The sequence below is a fragment of the Pseudomonas sp. GW458-11-26-14-LB4 genome (assembly GCF_059423925.1).
Genome location: NZ_JBWKYU010000016.1, coordinates 1 through 25,221 on the forward strand (window position 1 = coordinate 1; position 25,221 = coordinate 25,221).

Annotated in this window: 17 protein-coding genes; 14 read left to right on the forward strand and 3 right to left on the reverse strand. The window is 60.7% G+C overall.

Annotation, left to right across the window (positions count from 1 at the left end; genetic code table 11):
- The first annotated feature begins 170 nt into the window (after positions 1 to 170).
- From recC to yfiB, 6 genes are all read left to right on the forward strand, one after another.
- Positions 171 to 3,623 carry an exodeoxyribonuclease V subunit gamma gene (recC, locus tag AC07XZ_RS20320; RefSeq protein WP_102687307.1) on the forward strand — a complete coding sequence of 1,151 codons (3,453 nt, stop codon included), beginning with the start codon at positions 171 to 173 and terminating at the stop codon, positions 3,621 to 3,623.
- Positions 3,620 to 7,309 carry an exodeoxyribonuclease V subunit beta gene (gene recB, locus AC07XZ_RS20325; RefSeq protein WP_102687308.1) on the forward strand — a complete coding sequence of 1,230 codons (3,690 nt, stop codon included), beginning with the start codon at positions 3,620 to 3,622 and terminating at the stop codon, positions 7,307 to 7,309. The genes recC and recB overlap by 4 nt, the downstream gene beginning before the upstream one ends.
- Entirely contained in the window at positions 7,306 to 9,414 is a 2,109-nt protein-coding gene (gene recD / locus AC07XZ_RS20330; protein WP_102687309.1) for an exodeoxyribonuclease V subunit alpha, read from the forward strand. The genes recB and recD overlap by 4 nt, the downstream gene beginning before the upstream one ends.
- A gap of 119 nt (positions 9,415 to 9,533) precedes the next feature.
- Positions 9,534 to 10,109 (forward strand): regulatory sequestration protein YfiR, encoded by a 576-nt coding sequence (gene yfiR / locus AC07XZ_RS20335; RefSeq protein WP_085746835.1) that lies wholly within the window; start codon positions 9,534 to 9,536, stop codon positions 10,107 to 10,109.
- Positions 10,106 to 11,374: a diguanylate cyclase DgcN/YfiN gene (dgcN, locus tag AC07XZ_RS20340; protein WP_102687310.1), complete on the forward strand. Its 1,269-nt coding sequence runs from the start codon at positions 10,106 to 10,108 to the stop codon at positions 11,372 to 11,374. The genes yfiR and dgcN overlap by 4 nt, the downstream gene beginning before the upstream one ends.
- Positions 11,374 to 11,874, forward strand: a complete 501-nt coding sequence (yfiB, locus tag AC07XZ_RS20345) for an outer membrane lipoprotein YfiB (RefSeq protein WP_170844893.1) — start codon at positions 11,374 to 11,376, stop codon at positions 11,872 to 11,874. Before dgcN ends, yfiB begins: the two co-directional genes overlap by 1 nt.
- On the opposite strand, the gene AC07XZ_RS20350 is transcribed toward yfiB, so the two are convergent.
- Positions 11,871 to 12,818, reverse strand: coding sequence for a LysR family transcriptional regulator (locus AC07XZ_RS20350; protein ID WP_039772937.1), 948 nt, complete (start codon positions 12,816 to 12,818; stop codon positions 11,871 to 11,873). The genes yfiB and AC07XZ_RS20350 overlap by 4 nt on opposite strands.
- 149 nt (positions 12,819 to 12,967) lie before the next feature.
- Between AC07XZ_RS20350 and AC07XZ_RS20355 the strand changes: the two genes are divergently transcribed.
- Positions 12,968 to 14,494, forward strand: coding sequence for a CoA-acylating methylmalonate-semialdehyde dehydrogenase (locus AC07XZ_RS20355; protein WP_011332335.1), 1,527 nt, complete (start codon positions 12,968 to 12,970; stop codon positions 14,492 to 14,494).
- A 9-nt stretch (positions 14,495 to 14,503) separates the two neighbouring features.
- Entirely contained in the window at positions 14,504 to 15,391 is an 888-nt protein-coding gene (gene mmsB / locus AC07XZ_RS20360; protein ID WP_039772935.1) for a 3-hydroxyisobutyrate dehydrogenase, read from the forward strand.
- A 94-nt stretch (positions 15,392 to 15,485) separates the two neighbouring features.
- Here mmsB and AC07XZ_RS20365 read toward each other — a convergent pair whose 3' ends face one another.
- Positions 15,486 to 15,830 (reverse strand): cupin domain-containing protein, encoded by a 345-nt coding sequence (locus tag AC07XZ_RS20365; protein ID WP_007953863.1) that lies wholly within the window; start codon positions 15,828 to 15,830, stop codon positions 15,486 to 15,488.
- A 566-nt stretch (positions 15,831 to 16,396) separates the two neighbouring features.
- Between AC07XZ_RS20365 and AC07XZ_RS20370 the strand changes: the two genes are divergently transcribed.
- The 5 genes from AC07XZ_RS20370 to rfbA are packed head-to-tail and all read left to right on the forward strand — an operon-like array spanning position 16,397 to position 22,918.
- Positions 16,397 to 17,368 (forward strand): acyltransferase, encoded by a 972-nt coding sequence (locus AC07XZ_RS20370; protein WP_102687311.1) that lies wholly within the window; start codon positions 16,397 to 16,399, stop codon positions 17,366 to 17,368.
- Complete coding sequence (locus AC07XZ_RS20375; protein ID WP_007953861.1) at positions 17,365 to 18,615, forward strand: glycosyltransferase family 28 protein; 1,251 nt, start codon at positions 17,365 to 17,367, stop codon at positions 18,613 to 18,615. The genes AC07XZ_RS20370 and AC07XZ_RS20375 overlap by 4 nt, the downstream gene beginning before the upstream one ends.
- 22 nt (positions 18,616 to 18,637) lie before the next feature.
- On the forward strand, positions 18,638 to 20,815 hold the full coding sequence (locus AC07XZ_RS20380) for a prenyltransferase/squalene oxidase repeat-containing protein (RefSeq protein WP_102687312.1): 2,178 nt from the start codon (positions 18,638 to 18,640) through the stop codon (positions 20,813 to 20,815).
- Positions 20,816 to 20,869: 54 nt separating this feature from the next.
- On the forward strand, positions 20,870 to 21,952 hold the full coding sequence (gene rfbB, locus AC07XZ_RS20385) for a dTDP-glucose 4,6-dehydratase (RefSeq protein ID WP_207252686.1): 1,083 nt from the start codon (positions 20,870 to 20,872) through the stop codon (positions 21,950 to 21,952).
- A 42-nt stretch (positions 21,953 to 21,994) separates the two neighbouring features.
- Complete coding sequence (gene rfbA, locus AC07XZ_RS20390) at positions 21,995 to 22,918, forward strand: glucose-1-phosphate thymidylyltransferase RfbA (protein WP_085746840.1); 924 nt, start codon at positions 21,995 to 21,997, stop codon at positions 22,916 to 22,918.
- A 36-nt stretch (positions 22,919 to 22,954) separates the two neighbouring features.
- On the opposite strand, the gene AC07XZ_RS20395 is transcribed toward rfbA, so the two are convergent.
- Positions 22,955 to 24,091, reverse strand: coding sequence for an LLM class flavin-dependent oxidoreductase (locus AC07XZ_RS20395; RefSeq protein WP_085746841.1), 1,137 nt, complete (start codon positions 24,089 to 24,091; stop codon positions 22,955 to 22,957).
- A gap of 125 nt (positions 24,092 to 24,216) precedes the next feature.
- Here AC07XZ_RS20395 and AC07XZ_RS20400 point away from each other — a divergent pair, with 125 nt between their 5' ends.
- Positions 24,217 to 25,122 carry an NAD(P)-dependent oxidoreductase gene (locus tag AC07XZ_RS20400; protein ID WP_256590565.1) on the forward strand — a complete coding sequence of 302 codons (906 nt, stop codon included), beginning with the start codon at positions 24,217 to 24,219 and terminating at the stop codon, positions 25,120 to 25,122.
- Positions 25,123 to 25,221 lie beyond the last annotated feature (99 nt).

A 25,221-nucleotide genomic window follows, 5' to 3' on the forward strand; every position in this document is an offset into this window, starting at 1 on the left:
TAGGTCATCGTCAAGATTAAATTCCGAAACCCCAATTGCGAAAGCAGTTGGGGTTTTGTTTTGCCCGCAGGAAAGTTCTTACAGCATTCTCAGCCGCCTTGCGGCTGTCGCCGCCGGCCGACAATGCTAAGGTTCAGCCCTAGCTTTTGTACTTTTCCAAGGAAGCCTTCATGCCGGACACCCAGTCCCTCAACGCTGCATTCATGGTCGTTCAGAGCAACAGCCTGGATGAACTGCGCAGCCTTGTGATCAGCATCATGCGGCGCTATCCACTGGCTCCCCTGGAGAACGAAATCGCGCTCGTACAGAGCAACGGCATCGCTCAATGGCTCAAGCTGGCACTGGCTGAGGACCCTGAAGAGGACGACTCCGGCGGCTGTGGTATCGCCGCCGCTATTGATGTGCAACTGCCGGGCAGTTTCATGTGGCAGCTTTACCGGATGGTTCTGGGACGAGAGGAAATTCCGGCAAAGTCGCTGCTCGACAAGGCACCGTTGACCTGGCGTCTGATGCGCCTGTTGCCACAGGTCATCAACCGTCCGCATTTCGAACCGCTACAACGCTTCCTCACCCATGACACCGATCTACGCAAACGCTACCAGTTGTCCGAACGTCTGGCAGACCTCTTCGACCAATACCAGGTTTACCGCGCTGATTGGCTTGAGGACTGGGCAGAGGGGCATCATCAACTCCGAAATGTAAGAGGTGAAGCGAAGCCGCTCTCACCGACCAGTTGCTGGCAGGCAGAATTGTGGCGCGCTCTGCTGGACGATGTGGGCGAGCAAGGCATGGCCCAGAGTCGCGCGGGCGTGCACCAGCGGTTCATGGAGCGCATCAACAGTCTTGAACGCGCACCGACCGGACTTCCACAGCGAGTGATCGTTTTCGGAATTTCCTCGTTGCCCGCCCAGGTACTGGAAGCATTGGCCGGGTTGTCTCGTTTCAGCCAGGTTTTATTGTGCGTCCATAACCCCTGTCGTTATCACTGGGCCGATATCGTTGCCGACAAGGATCTCTTGCGTCATCAGTACAAGCGGCAGGCCCGAAAAAACGGCATGCCTGTGGTGCTGGATTCGGAATCGCTCCACCAACATGCTCACCCGCTCCTCGCAGCGTGGGGTAAGCAAGGTCGCGATTACATCAACCTTCTCGACAGCTACGACGAGCCGGACAGCTATCGCGCAGCATTTCGCAACGGACGTATCGATCTGTTCAGCGAAAAACAGCCGGAGAACATGCTCAATCAGTTACAGGACGACATTCTGGAGCTGCGGCCGCTCAGCGAGACTCGAACGCTCTGGCCGGCAGTCGATCTGACTCAAGACGATTCGATCCGCTTTCACATTGCCCATAGCGCCCAGCGCGAAGTGGAGATTCTCCACGACCAACTCCTGGCCCGTTTCAGTGCCAACCCTCAATTACGCCCTCGCGATGTGATCGTGATGGTGCCTGACATCGATAGTTATGCGCCGCATATCCGCGCCGTATTTGGCCAACTGGATCGTCAGGATCCACGCTTCATTCCTTTCACCATGGCCGATCAGGGGCAGCGCGGACGGGATCCATTACTGATCGCTGTCGAGCATCTGCTCAAGCTGCCGGACAGTCGTTTCCCCGTCAGTGAAATTCTCGACCTGCTCGACGTTCCTGCGTTACGCGCCAGGTTTGGTGTGCAGGAGCGAGACTTGCCGACTCTGCATCGCTGGATCGAAGGGGCCGGCGTACGTTGGGGCATCGATGCCGGGCAACGGGCCGAACTGGGATTGCCCGACGAACTGGAGCAAAACAGTTGGCGCTTCGGCCTGCGTCGGATGCTGCTCGGCTATGCCGTCGGCAGTTCCGGAGCCTGTGGGGATATCGAACCCTACGATGAAATCGGTGGTCTCGATGCCGCGTTGATCGGCCCGTTGGTAGCGTTGCTGGATGCACTGGAACTCTCGCATCAGCAACTGATGAAACCCGCGCAACCGCAGGAATGGGGACATCGGCTTCAGGCGTTGATGCAGCTGTTTTTCAAGCCCGAAGATGAGCATGACGACTATCTGCTGGCTCAACTCGAGGAGTTGCGCGAAACCTGGCTGGAAACTTGTGAAGCCGTCGGTCTGCTGGACGAGCTGCCACTGACCGTCGTCCGCGAGGCCTGGCTGGCGGGACTGGATCAGGGGCGTCTGTCGCAGCGCTTCCTGGCCGGTGCCGTGAACTTTTGCACACTGATGCCGATGCGCGCGATCCCGTTCAAGCTGGTTTGCCTGTTGGGAATGAACGATGGCGATTATCCACGCGCTCAACCGCCGCTGGACTTCGATCTCATGGGCAGCGACTACCGGCCGGGAGATCGATCCCGTCGGGAGGATGATCGCTATCTTCTGCTCGAAGCGCTCTTGTCCGCCCGTCATCAGCTTTACATCAGTTGGGTGGGCCGCAGCATTCGCGACAACAGCGAGCGGCCAGCCTCTGTGTTGATCGGCCAGTTGCGCGATCATCTCGCCAATGGATGGCGATCGGTCGACGACAACGAAGATCTTCTGATTGCCATGACTCAGGAGCATCCGTTGCAGCCATTCAGTTCGCGCTACTTCCATGAGGAAGACAAACTGTTCAGCTATGCCAGCGAATGGCAAGTGCTGCATCAGCATCACGAGCAGAATGACGTCGCAACAATGCTTGCCCCCCATGTTCAGGAGGAACCGTTGAGTCTGGAGCTGCTGCAGGACTTCCTGCGCAATCCGGTTCGACACTTTTTCACTCAGCGACTCAAGGTTTACTTTGAAGCGGCGCAGGTACCTCAGGCTGACGAGGAACCTTTTGTGCTGGATGCGTTGCAGCGATACATGCTCAGCGACAGCTTGCTCGGGGCAGCCTTGAGAGACCCGAACAATGTTGATCAGGCGCTCGAGTCTCAAGCCCGGCGCCTGCAGAACAGCGGACTGCTGCCCATGGCCGGGTTCGGTGAATGCCTTCAACGAGAGTTGATTGAGCCTTTGCCAGACTTGTTGCAACGATATCAACAGCTGTTGGCGTTATGGCCGACACCGCTAACCAACGCGCTACCGATCAATTTTGAATGGCAGGAACTGCGCCTTGAAGGATGGCTAGGCGGTTTGCACCGGCGCGCCGATGGCGGCGTACTGTCGGTCACAACAATCCCCAACAGCATAGGCTCGATTAAGAGCCGCAAATGGCATCGCATGACCAAGCCCTGGGTCAGCCATCTCGTCGCGTGCGCCAGTGGACTCTCCCTGACGACCGCACTGGTGGCCAGTGATGACACGCTCCTTCTTGAACCTCTGGAACAGACTCGAGCGGGGCGAATTCTCGAGGATCTGCTGCTCGCCTGGCAGACGGGCATGCGCCAGCCACTTCCGGTCGCGGTGAAAACGGCTTTTGCATGGCTGGCCCAGACCGATCCGGTCAAGGCTGAAGCGGCTGCCCGTAAAGCCTATGAGGGCGATGGTCAGACCAGCGAAGGCGAGCGGCGTGAAAGTCCGGCTCTGTCCCGACAATTCGCCGACTTCGATGCACTGCAGGCGGATGAAACCTTCTCCGGTTGGTGTGATGCACTGTATCGCCCTCTGCTTGAGGCACCGTGGCGCTCATGGATCCACGAGGAGGCAGGCGCATGAGTAACCAGCCGCCACTCGCCCTGGCATTCCCGTTAAAGGGCAGCCAACTGATTGAAGCCAGTGCGGGCACTGGCAAGACGTTCACCATTTCGGCGTTGTATCTGCGGTTGATCCTCGGCCACGGAGGCGAGGCGAGTGGTTTCGGTCGAGAGCTGTTGCCCCCGCAGATTCTCGTGGTGACCTTCACCGACGCGGCCACCAAAGAACTGCGCGAACGTATACGCACGCGTCTGGCCGAGGCCGCCCGTTTCTTTCGTGACGAGACGCCTCCCCCTGATGCGCTGATCGATGAACTGCGTGCACAGTTCGATCCGCAACAATGGCCCGGTTGCGCGAACCGCCTGGATATCGCCGCGCAATGGATGGACGAAGCCGCCGTTTCGACGATCCACAGTTGGTGTCAGCGAATGTTGCGCGAGCATGCGTTCGACAGCGGCAGTCTGTTTACCCAGACCCTGGAAACCGATCACAGCGACCTGCTCGGCGAAGTGCTGCGCGATTATTGGCGGCTGTTCTGCTATCCGATGCAGGGCGATGCATTGAGCTGGGTCCGCAGTCACTGGGGAGGTCCGGCGGCCCTGTTACCGCGAGTGCGTGGGCTGTTTGGCACCGAGCGCGAAGCGGACTCTGACAAGACCCCCTCCGAGCTGATCGAAGAATGCCTGCAGGAACGCCGTGCGGCATTGGTGGAGTTGAAGGGACCATGGCGGCAGTGGGCCGATGAGTTGCTCGCGATCTGTCATCAGGGCGTCGCCAACAAAACCGTGGACGGGCGCAAGATGCAAGCCCGCTATTTCGAACCCTGGTTCGAAAAGCTCAAGGCCTGGGCCGAGGACGAGTCATTCGAGCAACTGGATATCGGCACCGGGTTCGCCAGGCTCACGCCGGAGGGCATGGCTGAAGCCTGGAAGGGCGAGCCGCCGAGTCACCCGGGCCTGGATGCCATGCCTGTGCTCAAGTCGAGCCTCGACAATTTGCCGACGCCCGATGCGGCCGTGCTGCAGCATGCTGCCAAATGGGTCGGTGCCCGCTTTGAAGACGAGAAGCGCCGTCGAGCCGAAATGGGTTTCGACGACATGCTATTGCGTCTGGACTCGGCCTTGCAATCCGACGGTGGGGAGCGGCTCGCCACGCTCATCCGCGAGCAGTTCCCGGTCGCCCTGATCGATGAGTTCCAGGACACGGACCCGGTGCAGTACCGGATCTTCGAAAGCATCTATCGCATTGAAGAGAATAACCCCGAGACCGGGCTGTTCCTGATTGGCGACCCCAAGCAGGCGATCTATGCCTTCCGTGGCGCGGACATCTACACCTACCTGCGAGCCCGCCAGGCCACAACCGGACGCCTGCATACCCTGGGCACCAACTTCCGCTCCAGTCACGGGATGGTCAGTGCGGTCAACCATGTTTTCGAACGTGCCGAGTCCCGTGAGCAAGGGCGCGGAGCATTTCTGTTCCGAGAGAAAAGTGGCGATAACCCGGTGCCGTTCCAGCCTGTGGAGGCTCAGGGTCGTAAAGAACATTTGCAGGTATCCGGGCTGGACGTACCGGCGCTGAACATCTGGCATTTATCCACCGACAAACCACTGTCCGGGGCGGTTTATCGCCAGCAGTTGGCGGCGGCCTGCGCCAGTGAGATCACGACTCTGCTCAATGGCGGGCAAACCGGTCGTGCCGGGTTTGCGCAGGACGGCAAGGATTGGCGTGGGCTGCGGCCAGCGGACATTGCGATCCTGGTGCGCGACGGTAAAGAGGCGCAGGCGGTACGCGGTGAGCTTGCAGCGCGCGGAGTCCGCAGCGTTTATCTGTCGGACAAGGACTCGGTCTTTGCCGCACAGGAAGCCCATGACCTGTTGTCGTGGCTCAAGGCGTGCGCCGAGCCGGATGTCGAACGCTCCCTGAAAGCGGCGCTGGCGTGCATCACGCTGAACCTGCCGCTGGCTGAACTGGAGCGCCTGAATCAGGACGAACTGGTCTGGGAATCCCGGGTGATGCAGTTCCGTGGTTATCGTGAGCTCTGGCGCAAGCAAGGGGTGCTGCCGATGTTGCGGCGCCTGCTGCACGACTTTCAACTGCCGCAGATGCTCATTGCCCGCAGTGATGGCGAGCGGGTGCTGACCAACCTGTTGCATCTGTCGGAGTTGTTGCAACAGGCCGCGTCGGAACTCGATGGCGAGCAGGCACTGATCCGTCATCTGGCCGAGCATCTGGCGCTGTCAGGGCAGGCAGGTGAAGAGCAGATCCTGCGTCTTGAAAGCGACGAACAACTGGTCAAGGTCGTGACCATTCACAAGTCCAAAGGGCTTGAATACCCGTTGGTGTTCCTGCCTTTCATCTGCTCGGCCAAACCCGTGGATGGCAGTCGATTGCCGCTGCATTACCACGATGAGTCCGGCAAGGCCCGCATCAGTCTGAAGCCCGACGCCGAACTGATCGCCCTGGCGGACAACGAGCGCCTGGCGGAGGATCTGCGTTTGCTCTACGTCGCGCTGACTCGCGCACAACATGCGTGCTGGCTCGGGGTGACGGATCTCAAGCGCGGTAACCACAGCAGCTCGGTACTGCATCTTTCTGCGCTGGGCTATCTGTTGGGCGGTGGCGCAACGTTGGGTGAATCCAGCGGATTGGCTCGCTGGCTGGACGATCTGCAACAGGATTGTTCGGCGCTGAGCGTTGTTGAAATGCCGGCGGCCACCAGCGAGGAGTACCAGCCTCCGCGTAACGAAGCCAAGCTGCGTGCCACCCTTTTACCGAGCCGCAGGGCCAGCGAGAACTGGTGGATCGCTTCGTACAGTGCCTTGCGCATCAGTGACGTGCTAAGCGCTGGCAACGACGAAGCCCCCGACAGTCCGCAAGCGCAAAAGCTGTTCGACGACGAACGCCTCGATCCTGAAGCTCCGCGCGAGATCTTCGCCGGCGGGGCCGACATTCACCGCTTCCCTCGCGGACCGAATCCGGGAACGTTTCTTCACGGTTTGCTCGAGTGGGCGGGTGAGGAGGGCTTCGCGGTCACCCGCGAGTCGCTCGATGATGCGATCGCCCGGCGTTGCAATCGACGGGGTTGGGAGGGCTGGATCACCACCCTCGGCGACTGGTTGCAGCACTTGCTCAAACTGCCACTGCCTGCGGGCTTCGACCAACCGCCAGTGGTGCTTGAGCAATTGAAGCAATATCGGGTCGAGATGGAGTTCTGGTTCGCCAGCCACAAAGTCGACGTGCTCAAGCTCGACGAACAGGTGCGTCAATTCACTCACAACGGTGTGGCCCGGGTCGGCGCCGAAGCGGTGCAGCTCAATGGCATGTTCAAAGGCTTTATCGACCTGACGTTCGAGCACGAAGGTCGTTACTACGTGGCGGATTACAAATCCAACTGGCTGGGTGTCGATGACGCTGCGTACACCGAACGGGCCATGGAGCAGTCAATTCTCGACAACCGTTACGACCTGCAATACGTGTTGTACCTGTTGGCACTGCATCGTCAGCTCAAGGCGCGGCTCGCCGATTACGACTACGACCGGCATATCGGCGGCGCGTTGTATCTGTTTCTGCGTGGAACTCGGGCGCCTGGTGGTGGCGTTTACTTCGCACGCCCACCACGGAAGCTGATCGAGCGTCTGGACTTGATGTTCCAGGGCAAACCGCAACCCAAGGCCGAGCCCGCGTGGGAACAGGGAGTATTGCTATGAAACGGACATTCGCCGACCTGCTGCCAACGCCGCTGACCGCCGACAGCCTCGCGCAACTGACGCCCCTGACCCGTGCCGATGATCTGTTGCTGTTGCTGACCCAATGGGTCGAGCGTGGCTGGTTGCGGGCACTGGACAAGGCATTCGTGGCCTTTCTTCATGAGTTGGCACCCGATGTCGATCCGCTGGTGTTGCTCGCCGCCGCATTGACCAGTCACCAGCTCGGCCATGGTCATGTCTGTCTGGATCTGTTCGAAACCCTCAAGGCGCCGGATTTCGCTTTGTCCCTACCGCCAGAGGGGGATGCACAACCCGGCGTGTTGCTGCTGCCATCGCAACTGCTCGAAACCCTCGACGGAGCGCACTGGTGCAAGGTACTGGCCGGCAGTTCGCTGGTGGCACTGGCCGCCGACGAAAGTGCGTCGTCGCAGGAACGCCCGCTGGTGTTGTCCGGCAAGCGCTTGTACTTGCGGCGCTATTGGGCCTACGAGCGGCGTATCGACAGCGCATTGCGTCAGCGGCTCGCGGAGCAGGAAGCGACACCATCCGATCTTGCACGGCGGCTGGACGAGCTGTTCGATCCAGCGCAGCGTGCGGATGTCATCGACTGGCAGAAACTCGCCTGCGCCCTGGCCACCCGAAGTGCCTTCAGCATCATCACGGGCGGTCCAGGTACCGGCAAGACGACGACGGTGGTCCGTTTGCTGGCGTTGCTCCAGGCACCTGCGGTCGAGGCGCATCAACCATTGCGCATTCGGCTCGCGGCGCCTACCGGTAAAGCGGCGGCGCGGCTGACCGAGTCCATCAGTCAGCAGGTGCAATCGCTGAAGGTCGCTGACAGCGTCCGGGAAAAAATCCCGACCGAGGTGACCACGGTGCACCGCCTGCTCGGCAGTCGTCCCGGCACGCGGCACTTTCGCCACCATGCCGGTAACCGTCTGCCCCTGGACGTTCTGGTGGTCGATGAAGCGTCCATGATCGACCTGGAAATGATGGCCAACCTGCTCGATGCCTTGCCGCCTCATGCCCGATTGGTGTTGCTGGGCGACAAGGATCAACTGGCCTCTGTGGAGGCGGGGGCGGTGCTGGGAGATTTGTGCCGCGATGCCGAAGCCGGTTGGTACAGTCCGCAGACTCGCCAGTGGCTGGAACAGGTGAGCGGCGAATCCCTGCAGGACAGCGGCTTGCACGAAGGCTCTGACGGCTCGCATCCGCTGGCCCAGCAAGTGGTGATGTTGCGTCACTCGCGGCGTTTCGGCGAGGGCAGCGGCATCGGCCAACTGGCGCGGCGGGTGAATCAGCAACTCCCGGACGAGGCTCGGCAGTTGCTGGAAGCCAAGACTCATGGAGATGTGTTTTCGTTGCCGCTTCAGAACGAGCACGACCGGAAACTTGAGCACCTGGTGCTCGATGGACACGGCGAAGGCCCTCACGGTTATCGACATTATCTGAGCGTTTTGCGCGATCGACGTCCGGCGATTGGAACGCCGCTCGAACATTCAGGCTGGGTCGACTGGGCGCGTGACGTCCTGCGGGCCTTCGATACCTTCCAGTTGTTGTGCGCAGTGCGCAAAGGGCCGTGGGGTGTCGAGGGGCTGAACCAGCGCATCACCGACGCGTTACTCAAAGCGCGGCTGATCGAAAGCGATCAGCAATGGTACGAAGGCCGGCCGGTGCTGATGACCCGAAATGACTACGGTCTGGGGCTGATGAACGGTGACATCGGTATCGCCCTGAAATTGCCCGAGCGCGATGGCCCGGATGCCGGCAAGTCGGTGTTGCGAGTGGCGTTCCCGCGTAACGACGGGCGCGGCGGGGTGCGTTTCGTGCTGCCGAGCCGGCTCAACGATGTCGAGACCGTCTATGCGATGACCGTGCACAAGTCGCAAGGCTCGGAGTTTGCCCATACCGCGTTGATCCTGCCGGACGCCCTGAATCCCGTGTTGACCAAGGAGCTGATCTACACCGGAATTACCCGGGCCAAGGACTGGTTCACCTTGATCGAACCTCGGAGCGGCGTGTTTGAAGAAGCGGTGCAGCGCAAGGTGAAGCGCCTGAGTGGACTGATGCTGGAACTGGAAGAAGGGGCGCCGCATAAAGGATGAAGGTGCCTTCGATTGCTGCCGATAATTGACCGACCGGTCAGAGGTCGCTGTATCGCTGGTGTTCCAACCCTGTGCTATCGTTGCGGCATCATTTCGTAACGATCCAAGAGAATCCCTGCATGAAGGTAGCTGTCTGGGCGACAGAGCGCGTAGTTGGCTGCAAGCGGGCGTTGCTTGCCGGTGTGCTCTGTTTGCTCACGGGTGTGGCCGCTGCCCAGGCTCAACCCCCGACGGGCATGGCCGAACAGCGGGCCAAATCCGTCACCCAGGTTGTCCTCGGTATCCTCAGTTACGCGCGCTGGCCGGTAGAACCGGCGCAATTGCGCCTGTGCATCGTCGGCCCGACCGAATACACCGACGACCTGGTCAAGGGTACGACCCAGGCCACGGGGCGTCCGGTCATCGTGCGTCGACTGTTGGCCGACAATCCGGCCATCGTCAGCGAGTGCGACGCGGTCTACATCGGTAAGCTTACGACCGACGAACGCAGCCGGCTGTTCGCGTCCCTGATCGGCCATCCGGTGCTGAGCATCAGCGAAGGCGGCGATCAATGCACGGTCGGTAGCCTGTTCTGCCTGCGGGTTGGTGATGAACAAGTGTCGTTCGAGGTCAATCTCGACTCCGTTGCCCGCAGCGGTGTGCGCATTCATCCCAGCGTGCTGCAGTTGTCGCGCCGCAAACCGGCGGTGCCATGAGACGCGACAAATCCACAGGGCGCCCGACCCTCGGCTCGGTCATCGGCCGTGGCAACCTGATTGTGGCGCTGGTCGCCGTGGCAATGGCCAGCGTGTCGCTGACGCTGCTCGGGGTGCTGGCGCTGCGGGTCTATGCCGATCACAACCTGCACTTGATCGCCCGCTCGATCAGTTACACCGTGGAAGCCGCCGTGGTGTTCAACGACAAGGCCGCCGCGACCGAAGCGCTGGCGTTGATCGCCTCGACCGAAGAGGTGGCGGATGCCCAGGTGCTGGACACTCAGGGCCAGTTGCTCGCGCGCTGGCAACGTCCAGAGAACGGCTTGTTTTCCGAACTGGAGATGCAGGTCGCGCGAGTGATTCTGGAAAAACCCATCAGCCTGCCGATCCTGCATCAGGATCGCGAGATCGGGCGCATTTTACTGATCGGCCACGGCGGCAGCCTGATGCGCTTTCTGTTGAGCGGTCTGGCGGGGATCATTCTCTGCACGGCGATCAGCGCCTGGGTCGCGCTCTATCTGGCGCAGCGTCAGTTGCGCAGGATCATCGGCCCGTTGCACAGCCTGGCGGCGGTGGCGCATGCGGCCCGCAGCGAGCGGGCACTGGATCGACGGGTGCCACGGGCGAAGATTGCCGAACTGGACAACCTCGGCAATGACTTCAATGCCTTGCTCGATGAACTCGAAGACTGGCAAACCCACCTGCAAAGCGAGAACGAAACCCTCGCCCACCAGGCCAGCCACGACAGTCTCACCGGCTTGCCGAACCGGGCCTTTTTCGAAGGCCGCCTGATCCGTGCGCTACGCAGCGCCCACAAACTCAACGAGCGCGTGGCGGTGCTGTTTCTCGACAGCGACCGCTTCAAGGACATCAACGACAACTTCGGTCATGCCGCCGGTGACGCGGTGCTGGTGGCGGTGGCGAATCGGGTGCGGGCGCAGTTGCGTGAAGAGGATCTGGTGGCGCGTCTGGGCGGTGACGAGTTCGCCGTTCTGCTCACGCCCTTGCACAAGACCGAAGACGCCGAGCGCATTGCCGACAAGATCCTCGCCAGCATGGACACCCCGATTGCGCTGCCGGGCGACAGCAGTGTCGTGACGTCGCTCAGTATCGGCATCGCCGTTTACCCCGATCATGGCGTCACGCCCGGCACCTTGCTTGATGCGGCCGATGCCGCGATGTATCAAGCCAAGCGTTTGTCGCGCGGCGCCCAATCCACGGCCGGGTCGGAGCACCCGGTCGATCCCGTTCAAACCAGGAGCTGATGCCCGTGTTCTCACTTTCCTTTCGACTGTTTTCCACCCTGTTGCTGACGGCCATGCTGGCCCTGACCGGTTGCCAGACCGCCCCGCAAAAAGGCCTGACGCCAGCCCAGGTTGCGGTCCTCAAGCAGCAAGGCTTCGAGTTGACCGATGATGGCTGGGAGTTCGGCCTGTCGGGCAAAGTGCTGTTTGGCAGCGATGTCGAAAGCCTGAACCAGCAAAGTACCGAAATCGTCGAGCGTATCGGCAAGGCGTTGCTGGGTGTCGGCATCGAGCGGGTGCGGGTCGATGGCCACACCGATGCCTCGGGCAAGGAAACCTACAACCAGCAGCTGTCTCTGCGTCGCGCGAAAAGCGTCGGCAAAGTGCTGACGTCGGTCGGCATGAAGGAAGAGAACATTCAGCTGCAAGGCCTCGGCAGCCGCGAACCGGTCGCCTCGAACGACACCGCCGCCGGCCGCACCGAAAACCGCCGGGTGTCGATCGTGGTCAGCGCCGATTAATCGGCGAACTGCATTTCGCGGGTCTCACCCATCAACAGCGCCTGATTGCGCTCGGTCACCTCACGGATGTAATCCCACAACAGGGTGATCCGCTTGAGCTTGCGCAGGTCCTCCCGGCAGTACATCCAGAACTGCCGGGTGATGTCGATTTCCTCCGGCAGCACCGGCAACAGGCGCGGATCCTGTGCTGCGAGGAAGCACGGCAGAATCGCCAATGAGCGCCCCTGCTGCGCCGCCACGAACTGCGCGATCACGCTGGTGCTGCGCAAATTGGCGCTGGCGCCGGGCAACACGTTCGCCAGATACAGCAGCTCCGAGCTGAACGCCAGATCATCCACATAACTGATGAATTGATGCTTGCCCAGGTCGGCGGGGCGGCGGATCGGCGGGTGTTTGTCGAGGTATTCCTGGGTCGCGTAGAGCTGCAAGCGGTAGTCGCAGAGTTTGCAGCACACGTACGGCCCGTGTTCCGGGCGTTCGAGGGCGATGACGATGTCGGCCTCGCGTTTGGACAGGCTGATGAAGTGCGGCAGCGGCAGGATGTCCACCGAGATCGCCGGGTAGGCGTCGACGAAGTGGCTCAGTTGCGGGGTGATGAAGAAGCTGCCGAAACCTTCGGTGCAGCCCATGCGCACATGCCCGGACAGCGCGACGCCGGAGCCTGACACCTGCTCGCAGGCCATGTGCAGCGTGCTTTCGATCGACTCGGCATAACTCAGCAGGCGCTGGCCTTCGGCAGTCAGTACGAAACCGCTGGTACGCGACTTTTCGAACAGCAAAGTGCCGAGCGCCGCTTCCAGCGAACTGATCCGCCGCGACACGGTGGTGTAGTCGACCGCCAGGCGCTTGGCCGCCGTGCTGGCCTTGCGGGTACGGGCGACTTCGAGGAAAAACTTGAGGTCGTCCCAGTTCAGCGAACCTAGAGACGTGATGTTTTTTTGCATGATGGACGGGCTTATATGTGCGTTCTTATTAGAAGTTTGCACATCTATACTCCAAAAACAGTCCGACAACCAATTCGTGACACACGCCTCATCTCAAGGCGAACCTTTCGCCTTGGCTCCTAAGATAAAAACAAGTTCTGGAGACCAGCATGAACGCATCGCTTACGCCCAACGAAACCACGATCCAGAAGGTCAAGCTGCTGATCGACGGCGAGTGGGTCGAGTCGCAGACCACCGAGTGGCACGACATCGTCAACCCGGCGACCCAGCAGGTTCTGGCCAAGGTTCCGTTCGCCACCGCCGCTGAAGTCGACGCCGCCGTCAGCGCCGCACAGCGCGCCTTCCAGACCTGGAAACTGACCCCGATTGGCGCGCGCATGCGCATCATGCTCAAGCTGCAAGCGCTGATCCGCGAGCATTCCAAACGCATCGCCGTGGTGCTGAGCGCCGAGCAGGGCAAGACCATTGCCGATGCCGAAGGCGACATTTTCCGTGGCCTGGAAGTGGTCGAGCACGCCTGCTCCATCGGCAGCCTGCAAATGGGCGAGTTCGCCGAGAACGTGGCCGGCGGCGTCGACACCTACACCCTGCGCCAGCCGATCGGCGTTTGCGCCGGCATCACCCCGTTCAACTTCCCGGCAATGATTCCGCTGTGGATGTTCCCGATGGCCATCGCCTGCGGCAACACCTTCGTCCTCAAGCCATCCGAACAGGATCCGCTGTCGACCATGTTGCTGGTGGAACTGGCGATTGAAGCGGGCATTCCGGCCGGTGTTTTGAACGTCGTCCATGGTGGCAAGGACGTGGTCGATGGCCTGTGCACCCACAAGGACATCAAGGCGGTTTCGTTCGTCGGTTCGACCGCCGTCGGCACCCACGTTTATGACCTGGCCGGTAAGCATGGCAAGCGCGTGCAATCGATGATGGGCGCGAAGAACCACGCGGTGGTGCTGCCGGATGCCAATCGCGAGCAAGCGCTCAATGCGCTGGTCGGCGCCGGTTTCGGTGCGGCCGGTCAGCGTTGCATGGCCACCTCGGTGGTGGTGCTGGTGGGTGCGGCCAAACAATGGTTGCCGGATCTGAAAGCGCTGGCGCAGAAACTCAAGGTCAACGCCGGCAACGAGCCGGGCACCGATGTCGGTCCGGTCATTTCGAAAAAGGCCAAGGCGCGGATTCTCGATCTGATCGAAAGCGGCATCAAGGAAGGCGCCAAACTCGAGCTGGACGGTCGCGACATCAGCGTGCCGGGCTACGAGAAAGGCAACTTTGTCGGCCCGACCCTGTTCTCCGGGGTGACCACCGACATGCAGATCTACACCCAGGAAATCTTCGGCCCGGTGCTGGTGGTGCTGGAAGTCGACACCCTCGATCAGGCCATCGCGCTGGTCAACGCCAACCCATTCGGCAACGGCACGGGCCTGTTCACCCAGAGTGGTGCCGCGGCGCGTAAATTCCAGACTGAAATCGACGTCGGCCAGGTCGGCATCAACATCCCGATTCCGGTGCCGGTGCCGTTCTTCAGCTTCACCGGTTCGCGCGGTTCGAAACTCGGCGACCTCGGCCCGTACGGCAAGCAAGTGGTGCAGTTCTACACCCAGACCAAAACGGTCACGGCGCGCTGGTTCGATGACGACAGCGTCAACGACGGCGTGAATACCACCATCAACCTGCGCTGAGGAATGGCCATGAAAATCGCATTTATCGGTCTGGGCAACATGGGCGCGCCGATGGCGCGCAACCTGATCAAGGCCGGGCATTCGCTGAATCTGGTGGACCTGAACAAAACCGTGCTGGCGGAACTCGAGCAACTGGGCGGCACCATCCGCGCTTCGGCTCGCGAAGCGGCTGAAGATGCAGAACTGGTGATCACTATGCTGCCCGCCGCCGTGCATGTACGCAGCGTCTGGCTCGGTGAGGACGGTGTGCTGGCCGGGATCGGTAAAGGCGTGCCGGCAGTGGATTGCAGCACCATCGACCCGCAGACTGCGCGCGATGTGGCGGCAGCGGCTGCCAAACAAGGCGTGGCCATGGCCGATGCCCCGGTGTCAGGCGGTACCGGCGGTGCCACGGCCGGGACGCTGACCTTCATGGTCGGCGCCACTCCTGAACTGTTCGCCACCCTGCAACCGGTGCTGGCGCAGATGGGCCGCAACATCGTGCATTGCGGTGAAGTCGGCACCGGGCAGATCGCCAAGATCTGCAACAATCTGTTGCTCGCCATTTCGATGGTCGGCGTCAGCGAGGCGATGGCCCTGGGCGATGCGCTGGGGATCGACACCACGGTGCTCGCCGGGATCATCAACAGCTCGACCGGCCGTTGCTGGAGTTCGGAAATGTACAACCCGTGGCCGGGGATCGTCGAAACGGCGCCGGCCTCTCGTGGTTACACCGGTGGCTTCGGCGCCGAGCTGATGCTCAAGGATCTGGGGCTGGCCACCGAAGCGGCGCGTCAGGCCCATCAGCCGGTGGTGCTGGGCGCGGTGGCGCAGCAGTTGTATCAGGCGATGAGTCAGCGCGGGGAAGGGGGTAAGGACTTCTCGGCGATCATCAACAGCTATCGCAAGCCGCAGTAATCGTCGTCAGGCCTGCGCTCGTCGCAGGTCTGCAATTCAGATGCAGTAGGTGTTGCCGGGAAATCACGTCGGGTGGTTTCCCGGCTTTTTTGTATCAGGCGAACACGAAATATTTGCGCACGGTTTCGACCACTTCCCAGGTGCCCTTCATGCCTGGCTCGACCACGAAGATGTCGCCGGCGCGCAGGTGAATCGGCTCCATGCCGTCCGGGGTAATCACGCAGTAGCCTTCCTGGAAATGGCAGTACTCCCACTTCACGTAATCCACTCGCCACTTGCCCGGTGTGCAGATCCAGGTGCCCATGATCTTGCTGCCGTCTTCGCTGGTGTAGGCGTTGAGGTTGACGGTGTGCGGGTCGCCCTCGAGCTTTTCCCATTTGCAGGCGTCGAGTACGGGCAGGGGATGGGTGTCTCGCAAAACGGTGATAGGTGCGGGCATGACGGCTCCAGGCCAGAGGGAAATAGAGCCGTCACCGTAGCGTTCGTGGGGGCTGTCGAAGTGTCTGGGGTCGACCTCCAGATGTCTGTAAGCGCTGGAGCAAATCTGCACTCCTCCCTGATTTGCACCAGCGCTGTGCATATAAGAAGGTTTTGGTACAAGCGTGCACCATAAAAGTTCAATCAATTTTTAGACTAAAACGAGATAACCATTCTGACACCTATTGCAAAACAAAATCGTCTGTACTATAACATTCGTACTAAAGAACTATTCCTCCAAAGGGAGCTTAACCTGAGTCACGGACAGACTTGAATCGGCTTTTTCTCATCTCGAAACTGACTTGGCTTTTGGCTCAAGTGTGAACTTCTACCCGTTGTTAATGAATAATGACAGTTGAATGAACCGGACAGTTAATAAGCGGCGCGGACGCAATGTCTCGCGTGCTTTGAGTTGAAGCCTTAAATAAACAGTTAATTATTATTTGTGCGCTGGCGGATTTATATCTGCGGGATACGCACGCCTATCGAGTTTTTATGTGCCCGGCATCAATGGAATGAGGCTTTATTGTGGACGACATAAACGTAATTGAAGTTTCGACAATTGTTGATAGTGCGAGTGAACTTGGTCGGCACGTCTGGGTGCGTGTCGGCAGTCGCCTGACACATGTGCAGATAAGCGATGACTGCTTCATCGGCTTCAGGTGCGATTTGCGGTATGCGTCCATCGGCAAATCCAGCATGTTCGCCACCGGCGCCCAGTGCCTGGGGACGGCGCAGTCTCCGGTTCGGATTGCCGAAAACGTCTGGCTGGGCGCAAAGGCCACCGTGGCCGCCGGTGTTTCCATCGGTGCCGGGGCCGTGGTGGCGGCTGGCGCGTTGGTGACAGCGGATGTGCCGCCGGACGCAATCGTCGTCGGTCGTCCGGCGCGGGTCATTGCCCGGCGCACCGTGGTCGAGGACGGCCGGCCGAGCCCGGAACCGGTGCTGGCCAAAGTCCGGGACCGGGCGCGCCAAGGCTTGCCGTCAATGCTCGATCGGTCCACGCAGTCGGTCGCGCGGCTCAAGTCGCTGAACCCCGACACCCAGACCTGGGACATCAGCGACGACGCCCTGATCGATGCCGAATTGCGCGGCGGGGCGTCGGTGGAAATCGCCCGGGACTGCATCCTGATCGGGCGCAGCAGCCGTCAGGGCGGCATGTCACAACTGGGTGGCATCGAATTGGGCACAGGCGCGCGACTGGCTGCCGGTGTGGTTATCGAGGCGGCCGGCGGCGTATCCGTCGGTGCTTTCAGCGAGTTGTCCGAGGGGGTCACGATCGTTGCCTCCACTCATGATCATTCATTCCGCTCACTGCCCTGGGAGGAGGCACCGGTGCGCATTGGAAGTCGTTGCGTTATTGGCGAGGGCGCCATCTTGGTAGGTCCACTGAATATTGGTGACGGTGCCGTTATCAAACCGTACTCGGTGGTTATAAGGGATGTATTGGAAAACACTGTGGTTCATGGCGTTGTTCAACTAATGGAGATTCAGGAATGATTTTATTTGCCCCCAATCCAACCGGTTCCGGTCACAACATGCGCGCGCTGTCCATCGCTCAGGCGATCAAGAAACAGCGTCCGGACATGCCACTGACTGTGGCACTGGCTTCCTTGCAGCCAACCTTCACGCCGATGTTCGAAAAGTCTGGCGTAGAAGTTGTGGATATTGCCGGACGTTTGGTCGATTACTCGAAAAAGAGCAACTTGTCGAAAGAACTCGACTGGAATAATTACATCGGCGGATATATCGCCAATACCTTCTTGTCCGGCGAGCGGATTCTGTCTTACCTGGCCCTGATCGCCGAGTACAAACCGACCGCTCTGGTGTCGGACTACAACATGGCCGCCTGCCTGGCCGCGATTTTCAGCGGTACGCCGCTGGTGTTCGTCACCGAGCGCTACGACTTCACCCTGTGCCAGCTCGAAGACCATGATCTGGCCGACGGCGGTTTCGAAGTCAACGCGCTGGAAATGGCCCGGGCCCGCACCGCGCTGCACAGCCAGTTCAACTGGATGATCAATCAGAGCCAACTGGTGCTGACCGACAAACCGTACGTGGCTTCCCTCGATCAGGGCACGCCGGTGGCCGAAGCGCTGGTCAGTGGCAAGGCGCATTTTGTCGGCCCGATGATCCGCGACATCAATGTGCAGACCGGCTTGAACGTGCGCGAGCAACTGAACCTCGGCGACTCGCCGTTCATTGTGGCTTCGATCAGCGGCACCACAATGTTTGCCCAGAACAAGGATGCGCTGCTCGCTGCGTATCTGGACAGCTTCAAGATCCTGCGCGAGCGCAATCCGGAACTGAAACTGGTGTTGCTCGGCCGTCAGGATATCCAGGCTCAGGACGGCGTCGTCTGCGTGCCGTACTACCCGGACTGGATGGGCCTGCTGCGCGAAGCCAGCCTGCTGATTTCGGCGCCGGGCTGGATCACCGTAACGGAAATCGCCGCACTCCAGATTCCGACGCTGTTCGTGCTGCCGTCCAAATCCGAGTACCACGAACTCGAGGCGCTGCGCCGTCTGGAGCTGCTGGGTTTCCCGACGCATCTGGGCCACGACCGCGATGCGATCGTCGAACTGATCCAGGGCGAACTGGAAAAAGACACCGACGCTTCGACCTACTACGCACCGCATCAGCAAGTGGCTGCGCCGGATGGCGAAGGTGCCGCCCGCGCCGCGACGCGCATTATCGAGTTGTGCCAGGGCAGCGTTGTGTCGCTGACCGAAAGCAAAGCCGCTTAACCTCAAGGAAGAGGGATTCACCATGTCACTGCATCCGCAGTTTCTATTTGATCAAGGCCTCAAGGACATCGACCACGGCGGCTTTTTCGCCGTGACCGATGCCAGTGGCGAGGTTGCGATTTCCAGCGACAAGCAATTGCAGGATCAGGTCGCGGCGACGCTCTACCAGGCTGAACACGGCGACGATGTCGAACTGCGTTTTGCCCATGACGGGCTGATGCGTTTGCATGATGCGTCGAATGGCGGTTTCCATGAGCTCGCCGACCGCTACTGGACGCCGCACGGCTCCGGACGCTGCCGCACGCTGGCGCTGCAACTGGATGCGCTGGCGGCATTGATTGCCTATCAACGGAGGGTGCCGCAGGACGCAGCAAACAATGCCGCGATCCACGGCCTGCTGGAAAAGGTCGAAGCGATCTACGCTCGGTCCACGGTCGCCGGCCTTTACAGCAGCGACTGGTCGACTCCGCTGGAGCTCGCGACCCCGATCGATCTCGACATCAGCGCCACGGCCTTGTTGGCGCGTATCGACAATCAGCCGTTGGGTCTCGGCTTGGTCGGGCACTTGCAGATTCATGCAGAAAACCTGATCGGCCGGGTGGCCGGCAGCGACAGCCAATCCTGTGTCGATGTGGCGCTGACCCGTTGCGGCGTGCGTGCTCAGGTCAGCTTGGTGCTGGCGCAACTGGCTGATGCGCGCGACGACAATGCGCTGTCGAATCTGGCCCGTTCGTTCCTGCTGCAAACCCTGGCGCTGTTCCGCGATCCGGCGTACGGCGGGTATTGGGATCGGGTCGGGATCAACGGCAAAGTGCGTTGCGACTGGCACACCTCGTACAAACATCACGAGTCGCCATTTCCGATCAAGATTGCCTACGACGTGGCGTTGCTGTTGCAGGCGATTCAAGCCTTGCCGTCCGGCGCGAGCGAAGCCGACCGGACTTCGGTGACGGCAGCGTTGCTGGAGTTTCACGACGCCCGCAATGGCGGGCTGTTCATGGGCAAGGGCTATTTCTGGTCGACCCCGGATGACCCGACCGTGCCGTTCATTCGCCAGTTTTGGGCGCCGCCGCGTCAGCCGGGGATTTTCAGTATCGGCAACCTGACGTACCTGCCGTTGCACCTGAAGAGTCTGAAAACCCAGCTCGCCGCGGCCCACGCCTTGCAGTCCATCGAACCGGCCGCTGCCGTCACTCATCATGACGATGCGGCGTTGGTAAACCGTGAGCTGCAAGTGATCGATGGCGGTGGTGATGTGCAGCGCATTCATCCGAATGGCGTGCCGACCATCAATGTCGATCTGCAGCGTTATCTGGCTTGGCTGGCCAAGGCTCGGGCATCGAATGAAACGCCTTACGGGCTGACTGCCGAAACCGCGCCACTGGGGTTCCGTGCCGACAAGACCTGGCAGGTGTTCTCCGGGTTGCACGTGATCTCGGACTTGCATGCGCTGGGTCTGCAAATCGAAAACAAGGCCAGCCTGATCGATTGCATCAGGGCTTCACAAAACACCGACGGTGGATTTGCCGAGCAACCGGGGCATCTGAGCGATGTGTTCGCGACCTACTGCGCGGTGCTGTCGCTGCGAGTACTGGGCGCGTTGCCGAACGATATCGGCGGTTGCGTGCGTTACCTGCAAGCGTGTCAGAACCCCGATGGCGGGTTCGGCGATGTGCCGGGTTTCGGCTCGGACATCTGGCACACCAACCTGGCGGTGCTGTCGCTGCATGCCCTTGAAGCCAAGGCGCCGGACGAGCAGGGCGTGATGGCGTTTGCCTTGCGCTGCCGCTCGGCCGAGGGCGGCTTCTCCAATAAGCCCGGGTATCCGCCGGACGCGTTTTCGGTGTACCGCGTGGTGTCGACGCTTTTCATTCTCAACCGACGCATCGTCGATGCCGAACAGACTGTCGCCTGGCTGCAAAAGCTGCAACTGACCAACGGCTCGTTCCATTACCGGCCGGGCAAAGCGGTCAGCCTGGTGGGCACTTACATGGCCATCGCGGCGATGTATCTGCTCGACGCGCAGCCGACGTATTTGCAGGAATCGAAAGACTGGATCGCTGCCCATCAGAAGCAGGACGGTGGTTTCGGCCCGCTCAACGCAACCTCGGCAACCACTGACGAAAGCTTCGTCTGCATCCAGACACTGCTGATTCTCGAACAAGGACTGTCGCAATACTGGGTCGCGTTGTTGAACTGACCCGCACATAGCATCGAAGGACGTTAAGTCATCATTTTGCCAGGGGAGGCGCTGATGAAAATTTTAGTGACAGGGGGCGCGGGCTTCATTGGCTCGGCCGTGGTGCGGTTTCTGATTGAAGAGACCGAATGTGAAGTGATCAACGTCGACAAACTGACCTACGCCGGCAACCTTGAATCGCTGGCCGATGTGTCCGATTCGCCGCGTTACCGGTTCTGCCAGGTCGACATCTGCGACAAGCCGGCGCTGGACGAACTGTTCGCGCGCCTGCAACCGGATGCGGTGATGCACCTGGCCGCCGAGTCCCACGTGGACCGCTCGATCGATGGCCCGCAAGCCTTCATCGAAACCAACATCGTCGGCACCTACACGATGCTCGAAGCGGCGCGTGGTTACTGGAACCGACTGGACGCGGCGCGACAGGCGGCGTTCCGTTTCCATCACATTTCCACCGATGAAGTGTATGGCGACCTGGAACCCGAAGATCCGGCGTTCACCGAGCGCACGCCGTATGCGCCAAGTTCGCCGTACTCAGCGACCAAGGCCGGTTCCGATCATCTGGTCCGCGCCTGGCATCGCACCTTTGGCCTGCCGGTGGTGATGAGCAATTGCTCGAACAATTACGGGCCGTATCACTTCCCGGAAAAACTGATTCCTCACGTCATTCTCAATGCGCTGCAAGGCAAGCCGTTGCCGGTGTACGGCGATGGCGCACAAATCCGCGACTGGCTGTTCGTCGAAGATCACGCCCGCGCCCTGTACGCGGTGGTCACGCGCGGTGAGGTCGGGCAGACCTACAACATCGGCGGCCACAACGAGAAGACCAACCTGGAAGTGGTGCAAACCCTGTGCGATTTGCTTGAGGCACGCGGCGCGGAAAAGCCGGTGGGTGTTGCTCACTTCCGCGATCTGATCACCTTCGTCAAGGATCGTCCGGGCCACGACAAACGCTATGCCGTCGATGCCGGGAAAATCCACGCAACGCTGGGCTGGACCCCGCAGGAAACCTTCGAAAGCGGCATGCAGAAAACCGTCGACTGGTATCTGGACAACCGCGCCTGGTGGCTGCGGGTGATGTCCGGTGCCTACGCGCTGGAGCGCCTCGGCGAGCAACGCGACGAAGCCCTCGTGGCCTGAACATTCAGCCATTCAAATCTCACTGCTTGAAAGGAAAAAAGCATGGCCAAGTACAAAGGAATTCTGCTGGCGGGCGGCGCCGGTTCGCGTCTGCACCCGATCACTCTGGGCGTCTCGAAACAGTCGCTGCCGGTGTATGACAAACCGATGATCTACTATCCGCTGTCGGTGCTGATGCTGGCGGAAATCCGCGAGATCCTGATCATCTCCACCCCGGAAGATCTGCCGGGCTTCCAGCGCATGCTCGGCGACGGCAGCCAGTTGGGCCTGAGCCTGAGCTACGCGGTACAACCGAGCCCGGACGGTCTCGCTCAAGCGTTCATCATCGGTCGCGAATTCGTCGGTGAAGACAACGTCTGCCTGGTGCTCGGCGACAACATTTTCTACGGCGCCGGCTTCGGCGAAACCCTGCTGCTAGCGGCGGCGCGTGATGAAGGCGCTACGGTGTTCGGTTACTACGTGGCCGATCCCGAGCGCTTTGGCGTGGTGGAATTCGATGCTGCCGGCAAGGCCTTGAGCATCTGCGAAAAACCGAGCGATCCGAAGTCCAACTATGCCGTCACCGGCCTGTATTTCTACGACAACGAAGTGCTGAAGATTGCCGCCGACATCAAGCCATCGCCGCGAGGTGAACTGGAGATTACCGATGTCAACAACGTCTATCTGCAACGCGGGAAATTGAACGTATCGGTGATGGGTCGTGGGATGGCCTGGCTGGATACCGGAACCCACGATGCGTTGATTGAGGCCGGCAATTTCGTGCAGGCCATCGAGAAACGCCAGGGCCTGAAAATCGCCTGCCTCGAAGAGATCGCCTACAACAAGGGCTGGATCGACGACGCGCAATTGCTGGTGCACGCGGGCAGCATGAGCAAGACCGGTTACGGTCAGTATCTGGCGCGTTTGATCCACGATGACGTGGTGGTGGCGATGGATGCGCAGCGCCCGTTGAAAGGCGCTGCCTGACTAAATGTGGGAGCGAGCAAGCCCGCTCCCACAGGTTCAGTGGCCGGTCACGCTGTCGAGTTGTGCAGCTTTGGCCGTGGCGTGCGGATCGGCCGACAGGGTTTGCAACCGGGCCAGGCGATTGGCATGTGTCGGCGCTTCGGCCGCCAGCGGCGAGCGGCGTTTGCGGGTTTCTTCACGCAGCACCGGCAAGACTTCCTTGCCGAACATGTCGAGTTGTTCCAGCACGGTCTTCAGCGGAATGCCGCCATGGTCGAACAGGAACAGCTGGCGCTGATAGTCGCCGAAGTACTCGCGGAAGGTCAGGGTCTTGTCGATGATTTCCTGGGGGCTGCCAACCGCCAGCGGGGTCATCTCCATGAACTCTTCCAAGGATGGACCGTGGCCATACACCGGGGCGTTGTCGAAGTAGGGGCGGAATTCACGGCGTGCATCCTGCGAGTTGCGACGCATGAAAATATGCCCGCCGAGACCGACGATCGCCTGCTCCGGCGTGCCGTGACCGTAATGGGCAAACCGCGCGCGGTAGAACTCGACCAGCGCCATGAAATGCTCACGGGGCCAGAGGATGTGGCTGGCGAAAAAACCGTCGCCGTAATACGCGGCCTGCTCGGCGATTTCCGGGGTGCGGATCGAGCCGTGCCAGACGAAGGGCGGCAGGTCATCGAGGGGCCGCGGGATCGAGGTGAAGTTTTTCAGCGGAGTGCGAAAGCGTCCACTCCAGTTGAGGTCTTCTTCGCGCCAGAGCCGGTGCAGCAGGCGATAGTTTTCCATCGCCAGTGGCAGACCGTCGGCGATGCTCTTGCCGAACCAGGGATAGACCGGCGCGGTGTTGCCCCGGCCGAGCATCAGGTCCATACGGCCGCCGCAGAGGTTTTGCAGCAGCGAATATTCTTCGGCCAGACGCACCGGATCGTTGGTGCTGATCAGGGTGGTAGACGTCGAGAGAATGATGCGTTGGGTCTTGGCTGCGATGTAGGCCAGCAGCGTGGTGGGAGAGGAGGTGATGAACGGGGGATTGTGGTGCTCGCCGGTGGCGAACACGTCCAGTCCGATGTCTTCGGCCTTCTGCGCAATTTGCAGGGTGGCCTGGATGCGCTCGGATTCGCTGGGGGTACGGGCGTTGGTAGGGTCTTGTGTGACGTCGCCAACGGTGTAGATCCCGAATTGCATAAAGCCTCCTTGCCTTGGGTAAAGGTGTGTTTGAAACCCTTGCCGCGAAGAATGAATCATCGCGGCACTTGAAATGTACGCCTGTACACGTACAATCGCAATTCTGCATCATCGTCTGAACGGCTTTGAACACCTCATCGAGAGAGGAACGCGATATGGAACTGGGATTTATCGGTCTGGGCACGATGGGCGCACCGATGGTGCTGAACCTGCTGAAAGCCGGGCATCGGGTCCGCGTGTGGAATCGTTCGTCGGCACCGCTGGAAGCACTGGCCAAGGCCGGCGCCGAACCTGTCGAGACACCGGCGCTGGCGGCGAAGGCCGAGGTGCTGATTTCCATGCTCGGCGATGACACGGCAATCCGCTCGGTGTTCTTCGACGCCAAGGCGCTGGACGGTCTGCGGGCCGGCAGCGTTCACGTCAACATGTCCACGGTGTCCGTGTCGCTGGCCAGGGAACTGGCGACCGTGCATGAAACACGCGGCGTCGGTTACGTGTCGGCACCGGTGCTGGGGCGGGTCGATGTGGCGGCTGCCGGCAATCTGAATATTCTCGCCTCCGGGCCCGCCGAAGCACTGGCCCGGGTGCAGCCGCTGTTCGATGTGCTGGGGCGCAAGACCTGGACGCTCGGCGACACGGCTGAAGTGGCCTGCGCCGCCAAACTGTCGGCCAATCTGATGATCGCCTCGGCAATCGAATCCATGGCCGAAGCCTCGACCCTGGCCGGCGGCTACGGTATCAGTCGCGAGGCGTTCATCGAGATGATCACCTCGGCCCTGTTCGCCATGCCGGTCTATCAGGGCTACGGCAAGCTGATGGTCGATGAGAAATTCGAGCCGGCCGGTTTCAAATTGTCGCTGGGTCTCAAGGATGTACGCCTGGCGCTGGAGGCCGGTGAAGCGGCCCAGGTGCCCCTGCCGTTTGCCAGCGTGTTGAGGGACAACCTGCTGGACGGCATGGCCCATGGTCAGGCCGATCAGGACTGGGCCTCACTGTCGAAAGTCAGTGACCGGCGTGCCGGCGTGAAGTAATCAAAAGATTCAAGCAACGTAACTTGTTCGCAAGTTACGTGGCCTCTTGCGCCTCGCGTTATTGTCGGACAGTAATTGCTCTTTTATTTGGGAAATGAA